General features: G+C 44.0%; 16 protein-coding genes. 4 read left to right on the top strand and 12 right to left on the bottom strand.

Annotation, left to right across the window (positions count from 1 at the left end; all coding sequences use genetic code 11):
• Positions 1-7: 7 nt before the first annotated feature.
• Both L5L94_RS18995 and L5L94_RS18990 read right to left on the bottom strand, forming a co-directional pair.
• Entirely contained in the window at positions 8-292 is a 285-nt protein-coding gene (locus L5L94_RS18995; protein ID WP_168825853.1) for a putative quinol monooxygenase, read from the bottom strand.
• Positions 289-1311 (bottom strand): zinc-binding alcohol dehydrogenase family protein, encoded by a 1023-nt coding sequence (locus L5L94_RS18990; protein ID WP_263164591.1) that lies wholly within the window; start codon positions 1309-1311, stop codon positions 289-291. Before L5L94_RS18990 ends, L5L94_RS18995 begins: the two co-directional genes overlap by 4 nt.
• A 134-nt stretch (positions 1312-1445) precedes the next feature.
• Between L5L94_RS18990 and L5L94_RS18985 the strand changes: the two genes are divergently transcribed.
• Positions 1446-2372 carry a LysR family transcriptional regulator gene (locus L5L94_RS18985; RefSeq protein ID WP_219255453.1) on the top strand — a complete coding sequence of 309 codons (927 nt, stop codon included), beginning with the start codon at positions 1446-1448 and terminating at the stop codon, positions 2370-2372.
• A gap of 51 nt (positions 2373-2423) precedes the next feature.
• Here L5L94_RS18985 and rho read toward each other — a convergent pair whose 3' ends face one another.
• Both rho and trxA read right to left on the bottom strand, forming a co-directional pair.
• Positions 2424-3689, bottom strand: a complete 1266-nt coding sequence (gene rho / locus L5L94_RS18980; protein WP_011787892.1) for a transcription termination factor Rho — start codon at positions 3687-3689, stop codon at positions 2424-2426.
• A 209-nt stretch (positions 3690-3898) separates the two neighbouring features.
• Positions 3899-4225 (bottom strand): thioredoxin TrxA, encoded by a 327-nt coding sequence (gene trxA, locus L5L94_RS18975; RefSeq protein ID WP_105250415.1) that lies wholly within the window; start codon positions 4223-4225, stop codon positions 3899-3901.
• 152 nt (positions 4226-4377) lie between these two features.
• Between trxA and rhlB the strand changes: the two genes are divergently transcribed.
• Together rhlB and L5L94_RS18965 are read left to right on the top strand one after the other, a co-directional pair.
• Positions 4378-5694 carry an ATP-dependent RNA helicase RhlB gene (gene rhlB / locus L5L94_RS18970; RefSeq protein WP_063884693.1) on the top strand — a complete coding sequence of 439 codons (1317 nt, stop codon included), beginning with the start codon at positions 4378-4380 and terminating at the stop codon, positions 5692-5694.
• A complete protein-coding gene (locus tag L5L94_RS18965) occupies positions 5695-6621 on the top strand; it encodes an exopolyphosphatase (protein ID WP_219255455.1) in 927 nt (308 codons plus the stop codon).
• A 66-nt stretch (positions 6622-6687) separates the two neighbouring features.
• Here L5L94_RS18965 and L5L94_RS18960 read toward each other — a convergent pair whose 3' ends face one another.
• The 8 genes from L5L94_RS18960 to pilB form a co-directional block, all read right to left on the bottom strand.
• Complete coding sequence (locus tag L5L94_RS18960) at positions 6688-7221, bottom strand: thioredoxin family protein (RefSeq protein ID WP_263164589.1); 534 nt, start codon at positions 7219-7221, stop codon at positions 6688-6690.
• 230 nt (positions 7222-7451) lie between these two features.
• On the bottom strand, positions 7452-7844 hold the full coding sequence (gene mutT / locus L5L94_RS18955; RefSeq protein WP_131523409.1) for an 8-oxo-dGTP diphosphatase MutT: 393 nt from the start codon (positions 7842-7844) through the stop codon (positions 7452-7454).
• 78 nt (positions 7845-7922) lie between these two features.
• On the bottom strand, positions 7923-8132 hold the full coding sequence (gene yacG / locus L5L94_RS18950; RefSeq protein ID WP_006083355.1) for a DNA gyrase inhibitor YacG: 210 nt from the start codon (positions 8130-8132) through the stop codon (positions 7923-7925).
• A 73-nt stretch (positions 8133-8205) separates the two neighbouring features.
• The gene (gene zapD, locus L5L94_RS18945; protein WP_263164587.1) at positions 8206-8940 is read right to left on the bottom strand and encodes a cell division protein ZapD; all 735 of its coding nucleotides are present in this window, start codon (positions 8938-8940) and stop codon (positions 8206-8208) included.
• Positions 8933-9550 carry a dephospho-CoA kinase gene (coaE, locus tag L5L94_RS18940; protein ID WP_263164585.1) on the bottom strand — a complete coding sequence of 206 codons (618 nt, stop codon included), beginning with the start codon at positions 9548-9550 and terminating at the stop codon, positions 8933-8935. The genes zapD and coaE overlap by 8 nt, the downstream gene beginning before the upstream one ends.
• Before the next feature lie 161 nt (positions 9551-9711).
• On the bottom strand, positions 9712-10638 hold the full coding sequence (locus L5L94_RS18935) for a prepilin peptidase (protein ID WP_263164583.1): 927 nt from the start codon (positions 10636-10638) through the stop codon (positions 9712-9714).
• A 41-nt stretch (positions 10639-10679) separates the two neighbouring features.
• Positions 10680-11951: a type II secretion system F family protein gene (locus L5L94_RS18930; protein ID WP_105250408.1), complete on the bottom strand. Its 1272-nt coding sequence runs from the start codon at positions 11949-11951 to the stop codon at positions 10680-10682.
• A gap of 137 nt (positions 11952-12088) precedes the next feature.
• On the bottom strand, positions 12089-13801 hold the full coding sequence (gene pilB, locus L5L94_RS18925; RefSeq protein WP_263164581.1) for a type IV-A pilus assembly ATPase PilB: 1713 nt from the start codon (positions 13799-13801) through the stop codon (positions 12089-12091).
• 429 nt (positions 13802-14230) lie between these two features.
• On the opposite strand from pilB, the gene L5L94_RS18920 reads away from it, so the two are divergent.
• Positions 14231-15589, top strand: a complete 1359-nt coding sequence (locus L5L94_RS18920) for an O-antigen ligase family protein (RefSeq protein WP_263164580.1) — start codon at positions 14231-14233, stop codon at positions 15587-15589.
• The last annotated feature ends 83 nt before the right edge of the window (positions 15590-15672 follow it).

The following is a 15672-nucleotide window of genomic DNA, read 5'->3' as shown; positions in this document are numbered from 1 at the left end:
TTGTTGATTAGCAGGCGTAGCTTTTGTGAATGTCAGCTCGATTGATTATGTCTGCGGTTTGAGCGACGAATGCTTGAAAGTGCGTACTCGCCATATGTTCATCCAGTGCGGCTTGGGATTGCCAAATTTCGTACATCCAGAAGATATTTTCATCATCTAATGAGTGATGCAGTTTGTATTCGATGCAGCCAGCCTCGGTATGAGTGTCTGTCACGAGTTGCTTGAGTATCTTAAATAGCGTATCGCTTTGGCCTTGATTCGCTATGATTTGGGCAAATACTGTTATTTTCATTGGTTAAAACCTTCTAAAACAATTTTACCGATCGCTTTGCCAGATTCTATCTGAGCGTGAGCTTTGATTAAGTTTTGGGCATTAATGGTGCCGTAGTGCTCACCGAACGTACTCTGTAACTCGCCTGTATCGATAAGGGCGCTTAAGCGGTTGAGTAAGTGGTGTTGCGCAATCATATCCTCGGTCTGATAAAGGCTGCGGGTAAACATCAGTTCCCAGTGTAAGGATAAGCTTTTACGCTTAAGTTTCATCACATCTAATGGCCCCTTAGGATCATCGATTAATGCTAGTTTTCCTTGTGGCTTAAGCACTTGTACTATTTCATCAAAATGTTGATCGGTTTGGGTTAAGCTAATCACATGGGTCACATCAGTAATGCCAATATTCGCAAGTTCCTGCGAAAGTGGCTTGGTGTGGTCGATGACAGCATCGGCACCAAGTTTGTGCACCCAAGCGGCGGATTCAGGACGAGATGCAGTGCCTATGACTTCTGCACCAGTGAGTTTTACTGCAAGCTGAGTGATGATTGAACCCACTCCGCCGGCCGCACCGATAATTAAAATACGGGCGTCAGTTGCCGAACCATCTTGGGGTAAAGCTAAACGGTCGAATAAAATCTCCCATGCCGTAATCCCCGTTAAAGGTAATGCCGCGGCTTGGGTATAGGTTAAAATTTTAGGTTTATGGCCGACAATTCGCTCATCAACCAATTGATATTCTGCATAACTTCCACTGCGACTGATATCGCCCGCATACCACACTTCATCGCCAATGTTGAAAAGACTGGCTTTCTCACCAACTGCTTTGACGACACCGACCGCATCCCAGCCGATAATTTTGTATTCGCCTGCAGGTGCAGAGCTAGATGCACGGATTTTTGTATCAACCGGATTGACAGAAATGGCTTTGATTTCCACTAAAAGGTCAAAACCTGTCGCAGTTGGCTCGGCTAGCGTGATGTTTTCTAATGCATTGGGCGCTGTGATTGCACCTGCTGTCTGGTAACCAATGGCTTTCATGTTTATTCCTCTGGGTGTACTTGCTGGAGTCTACTTGTTTGAGTGTACTTGTATCGTGTAGCCATTGTGTGGAATATTAGCCAAGAGATAAACAGGATAAAGTTTGTAATTTTTTCAAAGGATTTTTGATAATCATGCTAATTAATGATTTAGCTTTGTTCGTGCGAGTCGCTGATTGCGGCAATATATCTGCCGCAGCAGCCGAGATGGATATCTCGGCTGCTTCTGCCAGTGCAGCAATAAAACGGCTTGAGAAACAGCTCGATACTAGTTTATTTATCCGCACGACACGCAGCTTACGTTTGACTGTGCAAGGTGAACGTTATCTTATTCATTGCCGACGAGCGCTAAGCGATTTAGCGCTTGGCGAACAGGCTATCGCCAGTGATAAAGGTAAAATATCTGGCACTTTAAGCCTGTCGGTTTCTTCAGACTTTGGCCGTAATTTGTTTGTGCCTTGGCTCGACGAGTTTTTGCTCGATTTTCCTCAACTGCAAGTGCGCTTGCACCTTGGCGACAATATCAGCAGTTTTTACCACGATAAAATTGATGTCGCCGTGCGCTATGGAAAACCGCAGGATTCTAACCAAGTGGCTTTCCCTATCTGTAGTGTTGATCGTGTCTTGTGCGCCTCACCTGAATATCTCGCCAAGTTTGGTGTGCTTAATTCATTAGAACAATTAGTTGAGCATAATTGCTTGTTTTATAAGTTGGATGATCGCACCCACGATCAATGGCTATTTAGGCGTGATGGTCAAGAATTCAAAGTGCGTGTCACGGGCAATCGTAGTGCTAATGATGCCGAGATTGCCCGCCGTTGGGCTGTGGCTGGCAAAGGGTTGGTATTTAAGTCGAGTCTAGATCTGGCCGATGACTTAATCTCAGGGCGATTAGTACGTTTGTTGCCTGAGTATCAAGGGGAGCCCGTCGATTTGTACTTAGTGTGCCCAGGACGCGAACATGTCACGCCTGTCGTGCTCTTACTGCGGGAAATGCTCCGGCAGCGAACACAGGCTTTGAGTAAAAACTTGAGTAAAATATTAGCAGTGAAAAAATCTTAGATAACAAAAAAGCCGCATAATGCGGCTTTTAGTTTAGAGACTCACTGAGATTTAAGACTTAGTGCGTTTCATGGCGGTAAAGAACTCTTCGTTAGTCTTGGTCATCGCCAATTTATCGATTAAGAATTCCATTGCGCTGACTTCATCCATAGGATTGAGGATCTTACGCAGGATCCACATTTTTTGCAGTTCTTCTTGAGTCGTGAGTTTTTCTTCACGACGGGTACCGCTGCGGTTGAAGTCAATGGCTGGGAACACACGCTTTTCTGCCGCTTTACGTGACAAATGTAGCTCTTGGTTACCTGTACCTTTAAATTCTTCGTAGATCACTTCGTCCATCTTAGAACCCGTATCAACCAAGGCTGTGGCGATAATGGTCAAGCTGCCGCCGTGTTCGATGTTACGTGCCGCACCGAAGAAGCGTTTTGGACGGTGCAGGGCGTTGGCATCTACACCACCAGTTAACACTTTGCCCGATGACGGGATAACAGTGTTATAAGCACGGGCTAAACGAGTAATCGAATCGAGTAAGATAACGACGTCTTTCTTGTGCTCAACCAAACGTTTTGCTTTTTCAATCACCATTTCGGCAACTTGAACGTGGCGGCTGGCTGGCTCATCGAAGGTTGATGCGATAACTTCGCCTTTAACGAGGCGCTGCATCTCTGTTACTTCTTCTGGGCGTTCGTCGATCAGCAGAACCATCAACACCACTTCTGGGTTGTTGTAGCTGATGCTTTGAGCAATACCTTGGAGTAATAGCGTTTTACCGGCCTTTGGTGGTGCAACGATCAAACCACGTTGACCTTTACCAATCGGTGAGCATAAATCTAGAATACGCGCGGTAATATCTTCAGTTGAGCCGTTGCCGCGCTCCATACGCATACGTTCTTCTGCGTGGAGTGGGGTTAAGTTTTCAAAGAGGATTTTATTACGGGAGTTTTCTGGTTTATCGAAGTTAACTTCGTTGACTTTCAATAGAGCAAAATAACGCTCGCCTTCTTTTGGTGGGCGAATTTTACCAAAAATGGTATCACCCGTTCGCATGTTGAAGCGGCGAATTTGGCTTGGTGAGACATAGATGTCATCTGGACCAGCTAAATAAGAACCGTCTGAGCTGCGTAAGAAGCCGAAACCGTCTTGGAGTATTTCTAATACCCCACCACCGAAAATGTCTTCTCCACTTTTTGCGTGGGCTTTAAGGATTGAGAAAATAATGTCCTGCTTGCGAGCGCGGGCCATATTTTCGAGCTTCATATTTTCAGCTAGCGAGACTAGGTCAGAAATCGGCGTGTCTTTTAATTCAGTTAAGTTCATTTTGGGGGTCTTGTGTTACGCGACAAAGCTTACCGCGATCAATCAGTAAGGATGTAATTCAGGATAGTGATTGACGAGCGAGAAGAGGTTATTAGAAAGAATCTGGTTATTAAAGTAGCACTAACAAAGCGGGGCGTCCAGAAATTTAGGGAAATTCCGGCACAATTAATTTATAGCTTGTGCCGGAGGTCACTCATTACGACGTCAAATTAGATTTGAGCGTCGATAAACTCTTTCAATTGCGTTTTTGAGAGTGCGCCAACTTTAGTCGCGGCTAATTCGCCGTTCTTGAATAGCAGTAAAGTTGGGATGCCACGAACGCCATATTTCGCTGGAGAAACATTGTTTTGGTCAACGTTTAATTTAGCGATAGTCAAGCGACCTGCATATTCTTCAGACACATCGTCTAAAATTGGAGCGATCATTTTACAAGGACCACACCACTCGGCCCAGAAGTCTACCAATACTGGCAAATCAGACTTTAATACGTCGTTTTCGAAGCTGTCGTCACTCAGGTATATAATTTTATCGCTCATGATGTTCTCCAGTTTGGGTGCCATTGCTGGTTTGTTAATGGCTTACCATGTATATTGGGGCTGAAAAATAGCTTTTCAAGTTACCTTTTTACAATGTGGCTATTTCAAACGATCGAGTATCTTATTGCAACCTCAACAGGTAAGCTTGCGCTATGAGCGAAACACATCTATCTACCCAAAGGTTTGCCGACCTACCTCTACATCCTGAGGTTAAACAGGCCCTTGCCGAGAACGGCTTCGAATTTTGTACGCCGATCCAGGCGTTATCACTGCCTGTATTACTCCAATCAAAAGATATCGCAGGCCAAGCACAAACGGGCACTGGTAAGACAATGGCCTTTTTGGTCGCCACGTTTAATCATTTATTATCGACTCCCATACCTGAAGGTCGACTGATTAATCAGCCCCGCGCCATCATTATGGCCCCGACTCGCGAACTGGCGATTCAGATTGCCAAAGATGCGATTTTACTCGCTAAGCACACACACTTAAAGGTGGGTATTGTTTATGGCGGTGAAAGTTATGATGTGCAGCGTAAAGTATTAGATCAAGGTGTTGATATCTTGATTGGTACAACGGGTCGAATTATCGACTACGTTCGCCAAGGTATTATTGGCTTGAATTCAATTCAGGCTGTGGTACTTGATGAAGCCGATCGTATGTTTGATCTTGGTTTTATTAAAGATATTCGCTTCTTATTTAGACGTATGCCTGAGGCAAATCAACGTCTTAATATGTTATTTTCGGCAACCTTGTCCATGAAAGTACAAGAGCTGGCTTATGATCATATGAATGAGCCCGTTAAAGTCGAAATCGCCCCCGAAGAAAAAACCTCCAAAAACATCAAAGAAGAAATCTTCTATCCTTCCCAAGAAGAGAAGATGCGTTTGCTGTTGACCTTGATTGAAGAAGATTGGCCAGAAAAAGCCATCGTTTTCTCCAACACTAAGCACAGTTGCGAAACACTTTGGTCTTGGCTTGAAGGTGACGGACATCGTGTGGGTTTATTAACGGGTGATGTGCCACAGAAAAAGCGTATTCGTATCCTTGAGCAATTTACCAGTGGCCAGCTAGATATATTGGTTGCTACCGATGTAGCGGCTCGTGGTTTACATATTTCTGACGTTTCACACGTGTATAACTATGATTTACCTGATGATTGCGAAGACTATGTTCACCGAATCGGTCGTACGGGTCGTGCGGGTAACAAAGGCATGTCGATAAGCTTTGCCTGTGAAGAGTACGCATTGAACTTGCCTGCAATCGAAAGCTACATCAATCATTCGATTCCAGTAAGTAACTACGACAGTGAAGCTTTACTGGCCGATATTCCTACGCCAGCGAAGATCCACCGTAAACACCCTAGCGGCACTCGAAACTTGCGTGATCGTTCAGGGGCAAGCCGTCCAGGTGCTCAACGCAGTGGTGCTCGCCCTCCTCGTCATGATAGGACACGTAGACATTCGTAAATGCCAACACCCGCTTATGCCGCTATAACATTAGGCTCAAATAGTTTTAATATGCTGATCGCCAAAACGCGTGGTGGTCAGCCGCATATTATTGCGAAATATAAACGCAAGGTGAGGCTCGCCGAAGGCATAGGCAACGATGGCAAATTAAGCCCCGATGTCATGCAGCGCGGCCTCGACTGTTTGAGTATGTTTGCCCAGATGTTGGTGCAACATAAGATTGAAGCAAACCATGTTGCTGTGATTGCAACTGCAACTCTTCGCAGTATTAGCAATGCTGATGAGTTTAATCAGCGTGCATTGCCACTCTTAGGTCATCCGATCGAAATTATCTCTGGTATGCGTGAAGCAGAGCTCATCTATCAAGGTATGGTGGCGACCACTTGTGGTCAAGGCCGTCGCTTGGTTATTGATATCGGTGGGGCGAGTACAGAGTTTATCATTGGCGATGGGCATCAAGTGCTGTTCAAAACCAGTTTGCCCTTTGGTAGCGTGACTTATAATCGCCAATTTTTCAGCAGTTTGCCGCTGCAGCAGTTAGATTTCGATGATGCTAAGCAGCAAGTGCTAACCGCATTAGCTGAGCATAGACAAACCCTACGTGATCTTGGTTGGCATTGTGTCGTTGGTGCCTCCGGGGCTGTACAGTCCGTGGTAGAAGTGTTACTACACCGAGGGTTATCTGAAACTATCACACTCGATGTGCTTACTCAGTTGAAGGCTGAGATCCTCGCTCAAGAAGATATTAGCTTAATGGGGATTGTTGGGCTTTGCAGTGAGCGAGCACCGACTTTTGCTGCGGGTGTCGCTATTCTATTGGCTTTGTTTGAGTTGCTGGGGATCGAGCATTTAGCCTTATCTGGCGGCGCATTACGTGAAGGTGTTTTAGTGATGTTAGCTCAGCGGATTATTGACGAAGTCAGCTAATATTTTATTAAAACATGATAAAAACTAAAGGCCGCGATGCGGCCTTTAGTTTTTGTACTGTGTCGATTATTTCAATAAATCGGCGAGATCTTTTTCTAAGGAAACCGTTGGGCGTTCTACGATGCGGCCAACTTCTTTACCTTGCTGCAGTACAATAAAGGTTGGAATGCGGGTAAAGTCGTATTTTGCGGCTAAGCCTTCGGGATCTTTTTTCGTTCGGTCGACACCAATATAGGTCACTTTAATATTGGGATTAGTGACTTCTTCCATAATACGGATAAAGCGCGGCGTTTCCCGGTGACAATCTGGGCACCAAGTACCAATGATCACTACAATTTCTGTAGGTTCAGTGATGCTTTTAAGCGGGGTGATTGCAGTGGTATCGACTTGATAGGTTTTATACCCTTCAGCAAACTCATTGAGATCTGTGACTAAATGTTGTGCTTCTACTATGCCAGTTAAAATCACTTCTTGTTTCTCCTCACTGCAGGTCGCAATTAAACCCTGTTGTTCTTCAAATCCACAGCCACCATTGGCTAGTACCTGACAACTAAAAAATAAGGCAGTAGTGGCTAGGAATGCCTTAACGTTATTGTGCATGATGCGCCCTCGAAATCGAAGAGAAAGAATGAAATTCGATTCAAACATTATTCTGGATACGATTAAAGCGATTAATTGATTTGCTGCAAGCAAGATCACGCATTGCTAATATCTATCAGCTTAACGATCACAGAATTGCTTAGTTTGTGGAGTTAAGGCATTGAAAAATTTCATCCCCGAATCGTGATTCGGGGACAGAACACATTGAGAGGATAAGGTAAATTACTTGATTACTGAGCCAGAATTTTTTCAAGAATAGGCTTATTAGCTTCGGGGAAGTCGTAATTGGTTAAGTCGGTTTTAGTGACCCAAGCGATAAGCTGGCCTTCAAGGCCTTGGGCTGTGCCGTTAAATTCTGTGACTGAATGGATATCGAGTAGCACTTGTTTATCGGGATAGTCGAAACTCAACGCCATAAATGGCTGACTATCAGTGACATTGAGCGCGACTTCCTCTTTGAGTTCACGGATCAATGCCTGAGTGACAGTTTCGCCTGTCTCAACCTTACCACCAGGAAATTCCCATTTCCCACCTTGATGTAAATGATCTGGGCGTTTTGCCAACAGAATTTCACCGGCCGAGTTAGTAATAATGCCGACGGCAACATGGATGCGTTTAGTCATAATATTTATCGATTAATGAGTGGGTAAAAGTAAGTGCATTAAAGGCTTGAGCTGAGTTATTCGTGTGTAAACCCAAAATTACTCTTTAAAAAAATCGCCTTCATCGAGATCAAATTCATCAAATGCTTCTGGATCAAACTCGGCTTTGACTGGGATGACGTGTTTTTCTGACGCCCAATCACCGAGGTCGATCAACTTACAGCGCTCGCTGCAAAAAGGTTTAAATGCAGATTGTGGCACCCACTCGACAGGGGCTTTACAAATAGGGCAGTTAACGGTCAATGGCATAATTGTTCTCTTGGTTAACGGCGATAAAGCGGCCGCCAATACTAATGTCTTTCAGGCCATTAGTGTAAAGGCTTCATGCACAGGTAGCCAGTAAGAAATCAATTGAACGGTCGGAGTGGCGTTGTTGTTCAAACTGCACAAAATGGATAGCGAAACGGTTTTTATGGCCGCTAATCGTAGGATAACACCCGTGGGAAGCATCGACTTTAACCCTTACCAAAGCAAGTGCTTGGGCACTGTCGCCTTGATAAAAGCCAGCGTGGGCAACGGCATTGTCGTAATGGGCTGTACTGCGGGTGAGTTGGAGTAATAGTGTGATGGGGGTGAGCAAAGGTTCGAAATGCGCTATCCAAGAGCGATAATCGTGCTGTTTTTCTTCCCAAGGTTTAGATAGCCAATAATGCAGTTGCGGTAGGTCGAAGTTACAGCAAGCACCTGGCATGCCGAAGCGTTGTCGTAGCGCGGAAATAAATTTGTCTTGTTTTAATTGGCTGCCGAAGCGTTCAGGCTTTTGTAACTGTTCGCGGGCTTGGGTGAGGGCGTTGATATAGATATTGATTTGCTGGTGGTCGACGTGATCTAATTCTTGCCATTTGTTCAGTTGCAGCAAGTGCCGCTCAATATCTTTTAATACTTCATTGCGATAATCGCAGCGTTCGGACAATTCACAGAGGGAAAACAGCGGATAAAAACATCTATGTTGGTGGTCATTGCTTAGGTTACTTTGCAGCTGTTTATCGAGGTATTCGAGCCGCAAGTAGCTGCGAATTTTCTCGTTTAGGGGCTGTTCGTAAACTAATTCAGTCATGGGCGTTATGAGTACCAGATAGTTGTAAATAGCGTTGGTGCAATGCTAGCACCTCTCGTTTTAAGGTTGATATCTCTCCCTGATTATCAATAATGTCGTCGGCTCGGGCGAGTTTTTCGCTGCGGCTCAATTGGCTGTTAATGATGTTATTTACTTGAGATACATCAACATTGTCCCTTTTCACGGTGCGGCTGATTTGTAACTCAGGCGAAATATCCACCACTAAAGTCCGATTGACTAACCTATCTAACCCGTTCTCAAATAGCAAGGGCACGACCATAATTACATAGGCCGAGGTTGCTTTTTCTACCTGCGCTAACATTTCTTTGCGGATCATGGGGTGCAATAGCTGGTTTAACCATTCACGTTCTTCAGGGTGGCTAAATATCCGTTGCCGCAGTTTGGCGCGATCGAGTTCACCTTCTGGCGTTAACATCTCAATGCCAAAATGGCTAACGATGGCCTCAAGCCCTTTTGAACCCTGAGCGACAACGTCGCGGGCAACGATATCGGCGTCGACTAAGGTAATGCCTTCTGCGGCGAATAAATTGGCAACAGTCGTTTTACCGCTACCAATCCCACCCGTTAAACCAACAACAAATTTGGACATAACTTTCTCTTAAAAGCCAAAAAGGACGCATCTCTACTAGGAGCTAGAGCGCTTCGCTGCTAAGGCGGACTTCGTCCTGCGAGAATCTATAAGGGCGAAGCCCGTTCTGCATTTTCTAGCCGCTGCGTTTTTTGCATCACCCTAGAAGGACTAAGTCCGCTCTATAGAGTGCCTAAATACCAATCAACAATCTGTTGTCCAAATAGCAAGGCTATCCAGCCTGCGGCAGCAATATAAGGCCCAAATGGGATGGGATTTCCTTGCTTGAGGCGTTTACTGACAATCATAGTGATGCCGACGACAGCTCCGACTAAGGACGAAAGTAAAATCACCAGCGGCAGCATTTGCCAGCCGAGCCAAGCACCGAAAACGGCGAGCAGTTTAAAGTCCCCATAGCCCATGCCTTCCTTGTCAGTGAGGATTTTAAATAGCCAAAAAATGGACCACAAGCTTAAATAGCCAGCTGCCGCACCGATAATGGCATCGGTTGGACTCGCAAAGGTATGATTTAGATTGATGATCAAGCCGAGCCAAAGTAACGGTAACGTCATTTGGTCAGGCAGCAGCATCTCATCAAGATCGATACCAGTAAGGGCGACAAGTACAAATGTCAGTATGCTCGCAAAGACAAATTGCCAGCTTGGACCAAAGTGCCACGCTAAAGTCGCTATAAGCAGCCCTGTGATGAATTCAATAATAGGGTAGCGGGCGGAAATTGGTGCGTGACAGGCGGCGCATTTTCCCTTGAGCATTAACCAGCCGAATACAGGTAAATTATGCCAAGGTTTAATCGCCGTTTTGCACTTAGGGCAAGCAGAGCACGGCACTACAAGATTATATTTTTCGGGGAAGCTATCTATAGGTTTATTGAGTTTATCAATACCGATTTGTGTGACTATCTCTGAGTGGTATTCCTGCAAATACTGATTACATTCTTGCTGCCATTCCCGTTTCATCATCACAGGAAATCTGTGGATCACTACGTTTAAAAAACTGCCTATGGTGGCGGCAAAAATAAAGCTTAGCGTAATAAAGAGCCAAGGACTCTGATCAAAAGAGTGGCCCAAAAGAGAGATAAATTCAGTCATTCAATTTCTTATATATTATTTGTGGAAGTGAGGCGTAATAACTAGCCGCCAACAATATTACCCATCTGGAAGATAGGTAAATACATGGCAACAATCAAACCACCCACAACAGTACCGATAACCACCATCATAATCGGTTCTATCAGACTTGATAAGCCATCGACGGCATCATCGACTTGCATTTCGTAGATGGTTGATACTTTATTGAGCATGTTATCTAGTGAGCCGGATTCTTCGCCTATCATCACCATCTGCACTAACATATCGGGAAAAAGACCAGTGGTTTGCATCGCGACATTCATCTGCATCCCCGCCATGACCTCTTGGCGAATATTCAATATGGCTTTGCGATAAACTGCATTACCCGATGCGCCAGCGGCGGACTCTAAGCCATCAATTAATGGCACACCTGCGGCAAAGGTGGTGGCTAAGGTGCGGGCGAAACGTGCCATGGCACCTTTGTGTAAAATCGGTCCAATGGCTGGGATTTTAAGCACGGCTTCATCGACTCTATCCCGTAAAATTTGCGAGTTTCGATGTGCGCGTACAAATAAAAATACACCGCCGACAATGGCAGCTAAAAAGATATACCAAGAAGATTGTAAGCCGCGGGAAATATGCAGTACCAGTTGCGTAAAAGCGGGCAGTTCTGCACCAAAGCCTTTAAAAATATCTTCAAACTGTGGCACCACAAAAAGAAGTAACAAAACCGTAACTAAAATAGCGACAATTACAACTGCAGCAGGATAAAACATGGCCTTCTTAATTTTTGATTTGAGCGCTTCCGTTTTTTCTCTGTAGGTTGCGACTCGATCGAAAACCAAATCGAGTGAACCTGAATGCTCACCCGCGGCGACTAAGTCAACATATAGTTCGTCGAAGTAACGCCTATGGGGGCGCATAGCATCGGATAAGGGAATACCCGATTGAATTTCGGTTAAAATAGTACCCAGTAATTCCCGCATTTTAGCTTTTTCATGGCCACGGCCGAGTAGTTCAAATGTCGTTACCAAAGGAACGCCTGCCGCCAACATAGTCGCGACTTGACGGGTCATCATGGCTATATCCATAGGGGTGATATTGGCTTCACCTAACTTAAATAGCGGAGAGGACTGCTTACGAACGCTCTTAGGGTTTACTCCTTGTGATTTAAGCTGGCTACGGATTTCGGCTGCGGTAGCACCTCTAAGCTCTCCTGCCGTTTTTTTGCCATCGCGGTTAACGCCTTTCCATTCGAAGGTATAGATTTTGGGCTGGCTTTTTTGCTCGGCTTTCTTAGTTCGAGACTTTCTTGTTGTCGTTGCCGTAGCCATAAATTATCCCTGTAAATAAATCGTTCTAGATTTCTAGTTAACTGAACGCTGTGCTTGTGAAATAGTTTGGACTCTAAGATTCAAATATACGAGTAGTAATACGGTATTGCCTAAATTTTAGATATAAAAGATTGGATTTAGCCAAAACTGGTTACGCGATTGACTTCTGCAATACTAGTTACGCCATGAATTACTTTCAATAATCCTGACTGACGCAAATCCCGCATCCCTTGCGCTTTAGCTTGGGAGGCGATTTGTAAGGAGTTACCGCCTTCCATGATAGTACGCGCTATCTCATCGGACATCTTCATCACTTCGTAAATACCAACCCGGCCTTTGTAGCCTGCAGAGCAATGTTCACAGCCTACAGGTTTAAAGGTAGTAAAGCCGTGGGTAATTTGTGTTTGAGAAAAACCTAAACGTAATAGTTCATGCTCAGGGATGATTTCAGCTTGCTTACATTCGGGGCAAAGTCGACGTGCTAAACGCTGGGCAATAATCAGGTTAACTGAGCTGGCGATGTTATAACCTGGCACGCCCATATTGATTAAACGGGTCAAGGTTTCGGCTGCCGAGTTAGTGTGTAGGGTCGATAACACTAAGTGACCCGTTTGTGCTGCTTTAATGGCAATTTCGGCGGTTTCAAGATCGCGAATTTCGCCCACCATCACCACATCTGGGTCTTGGCGCAGGAATGAGCGTAAAGCAGAGGCGAAAGTGAGACCGGCTTTTAAGTTTATGTGAACTTGGTTTACACCCTCAAGGTTTATTTCTACCGGATCTTCGGCGGTAGAAATATTGCGCTCTTCGGTATTGAGAATATTTAATCCTGTATAGAGGGAGACTGTTTTACCTGAGCCTGTTGGGCCGGTCACTAAAATCATCCCTTGGGGTTTTGCTAACATCTCAAGGTAAAGTTTTTCTTGGTCGGGTTCGTAGCCGAGCTTTTCAATGCCCAATTGTGCGGAGGAAGAATCCAAGATCCGCATTACAATTTTTTCGCCCCATAAGGTCGGTAGAGTGCTGACCCGAAAGTCGATGGACTTAGTGCGGGAAAGTTTCATCTTGATTCGGCCGTCTTGTGGCACGCGGCGTTCGGCGATATCAAGTTTTGACATTACTTTTAGGCGCGCTGATAAACGACCCGCAAGGCTTATAGGCGGTTCAGAGACTTCGTGGAGGATACCGTCGATGCGAAAACGAATGCGGTAGCGCTTTTCATAGGGTTCAAAGTGTAAATCCGAGGCTCCTTTACGAATGGCATCGGTTAGAATTTTATTGATATAGATAACAATAGGTGCATCATCGCTGGCCTCGCCTGCGGACTCTTCATTACGTCTGTCAGTGTCGGTAATTTCAATGCTCGCCAGTGCCGCTTCATCCATGCCGCCTAAATCTAGGCCGCTGATGTCTTCTTCGAGGATTTTTTCTAGCGCTTTAGCCAATTTATCTTCTTCAACCAGAATCGCTTCGGCGTGCAGGCCTGCACTAAATTGGAAATCTTCGAGGGCGGCAATATTGGTCGGGTCGGATGTGCCTATATAGAGGCGATTACCACGTTTAAACAGGGGTAAGCAGCGGTGTTTTTCAATGAGTTTTTTATTGAGGAAGTCCTCAGGAATCGAGGCAAGATCAAATTCATTGAGATCGAGTAGTGGCGTGCCATATTCCTCATAGCACATCTCAGCAATGGCACGTGCTGAAACCAGTTTACTTTGAACTAAAGTGCTTACTAACGCTTGCTTATTCTGACGGGATTTTGTGATGGCATTCGCCATCTGCTCTTCATTTAGCAGACCTTTACGGATAAAGAGGGTCGATAACCCTAAATGCAGGCCTGTAGATGGCATAGAGACTCCAGTTGTAAACAAGTGTTGAAATAATAACGTCTTTATAGCATTTTGTCATATTTAGTCTAATGAAAAAGTTATCCTTGGAACAAACAAATTTATGTGTGCGGAAGTTCATTGATGTCGTGAGATTGAAAGCATTATTTACTTTATTTTCAATTGCTTGTTGTTGGTTTTGAACGTTGCGGTCATCGTAAGTCTAGGAGCATACGTATAGCAAGGAACTTCCGAGATGTACCGTATGAAATCAAATTTTATTTTTAGCAGAAAAACATTAAAAATTTTGGATTTTTAAAGTTTTAATAAAAAGAAGAAGTTGCAAACTTTTATAGTCTTAGGTGAACGTTATGGAGGTGACTTAACATAAATTTGTATGATAATTAGTAAATTATAACGTTATAGCCATTAATTATTTGAGGAAGTCTGTATATGCAATTGGGAGCTTATTCTTGGGGACTATTAATTACATTTGCATGTATTTTCCTGCTTGGGACTGTATTTTATTTTAATTTTTCTTATCTTGTTGGTATCGACAGTGAGTATGATCTAAAGCGTTTTCTTGTTATTGGCTTTATTTGGCTTGCTTCGTTGGGGTTATGTTTTGTTAAGGATGTTGAGTTCATAAGGCTTTCAAGGTTGACCAAGGTGTCTTTAACGATTTTTTTTGTATTGGCTATTGTATCTGCTTTTTTCAGTAAACATCCCTTTTGGGGAATGGTTGAAATAACTAATATCGGAATACTCATAATAGCATTTTACTTGTTTGCTTTGAGTATTAATTCGATGAAGCGCAGCATCTTGTATTTTGCCGTTTATGCGGGAGTTTTATTCTTTTCTGTATTGACGTTTGCTAAATATATTTTATTTTTATTCTTTTCTTATGCGGATGCACAAAGCTTCGATATTCATGGCTTACTTACGGGTTATGTGAATGTCCGCTTTTTTAACCAACTGCAAGTAATGGTGACACCTCTGCTTTTTTTGCCTTTTTTTGTTCAAAGTTTAGCTAAGTTCAAACGAGTCTCCATAGTTTTTGTTGCACTACATTGGGCTGTGTTGTTACAGACTGAAGCCCGGGGAGCTATGCTCTCGCTCATTTTAGCGTCAGTCGTGCTGTTTTTTTTTGTAGATGCAAATACCCGCAAACAATTTATTTCGACCATGTTGCAAACCATGTTATTTGGTATCTGCCTGTGGCTAGTATTTATCATCATAATTCCGTACTGGCTGATGGACAGTTCAAGTTTTCAGATTAGAACGGGGAGTTCTGGAAGGTTAGATTTATGGCTGTATGTTCTTAAATCTATTCCAGAACGTTTGTGGTTGGGTTTTGGGCCGATGAGCTTTACTTGGGCTGAAGGTAAACCATTACCACATGCTCATCCACATAATTCAGTGATGCAATTACTTTATGAGTACGGTGTTATCTGCAGTATCGTTTGCATAGCTTGGGTATTGAGTCGAATTTATAAGAGATTACGATATTTATATCTAGCAAACGACGTCGAGGTCATTCCTATTATTTATGCTCTGCTATCTGGGCTTTGTTATTCTTTGTTTAGCGGTGTTGTTGTCATGCCATTGGCACAGTTGATGCTGGTTTTTGTGGTCGCCATGCAAGTGCAATATGGTACATGTCGTGGCTATAAAGCAAGTGTCGTAGTCAGGATGTTATTGTTTTTAGTCGTGAGTGTTATGGCGTTTGTGTTATTGAACACTTACAAGAATGAAGAGTTGCTCCCTGCCTTATTTCCTAGAATGTGGGTGAATGGATTGATTAGCTATTAAGTTGTAAATATGTTTGATGTTGACAGATGTGTGATACTACAAATTTTCTAAGAAAAATACTTTTTAAGACTGGCTCTGACTAT

Source organism: Shewanella sp. SM21 (assembly GCF_025654335.1).
GTDB classification, from domain to species: Bacteria; Pseudomonadota; Gammaproteobacteria; order Enterobacterales; family Shewanellaceae; genus Shewanella; species Shewanella oncorhynchi.
The sequence above is the reverse complement of the archived record's forward strand: the minus strand, read 5'-3'. Positions and strand labels throughout refer to the sequence as shown.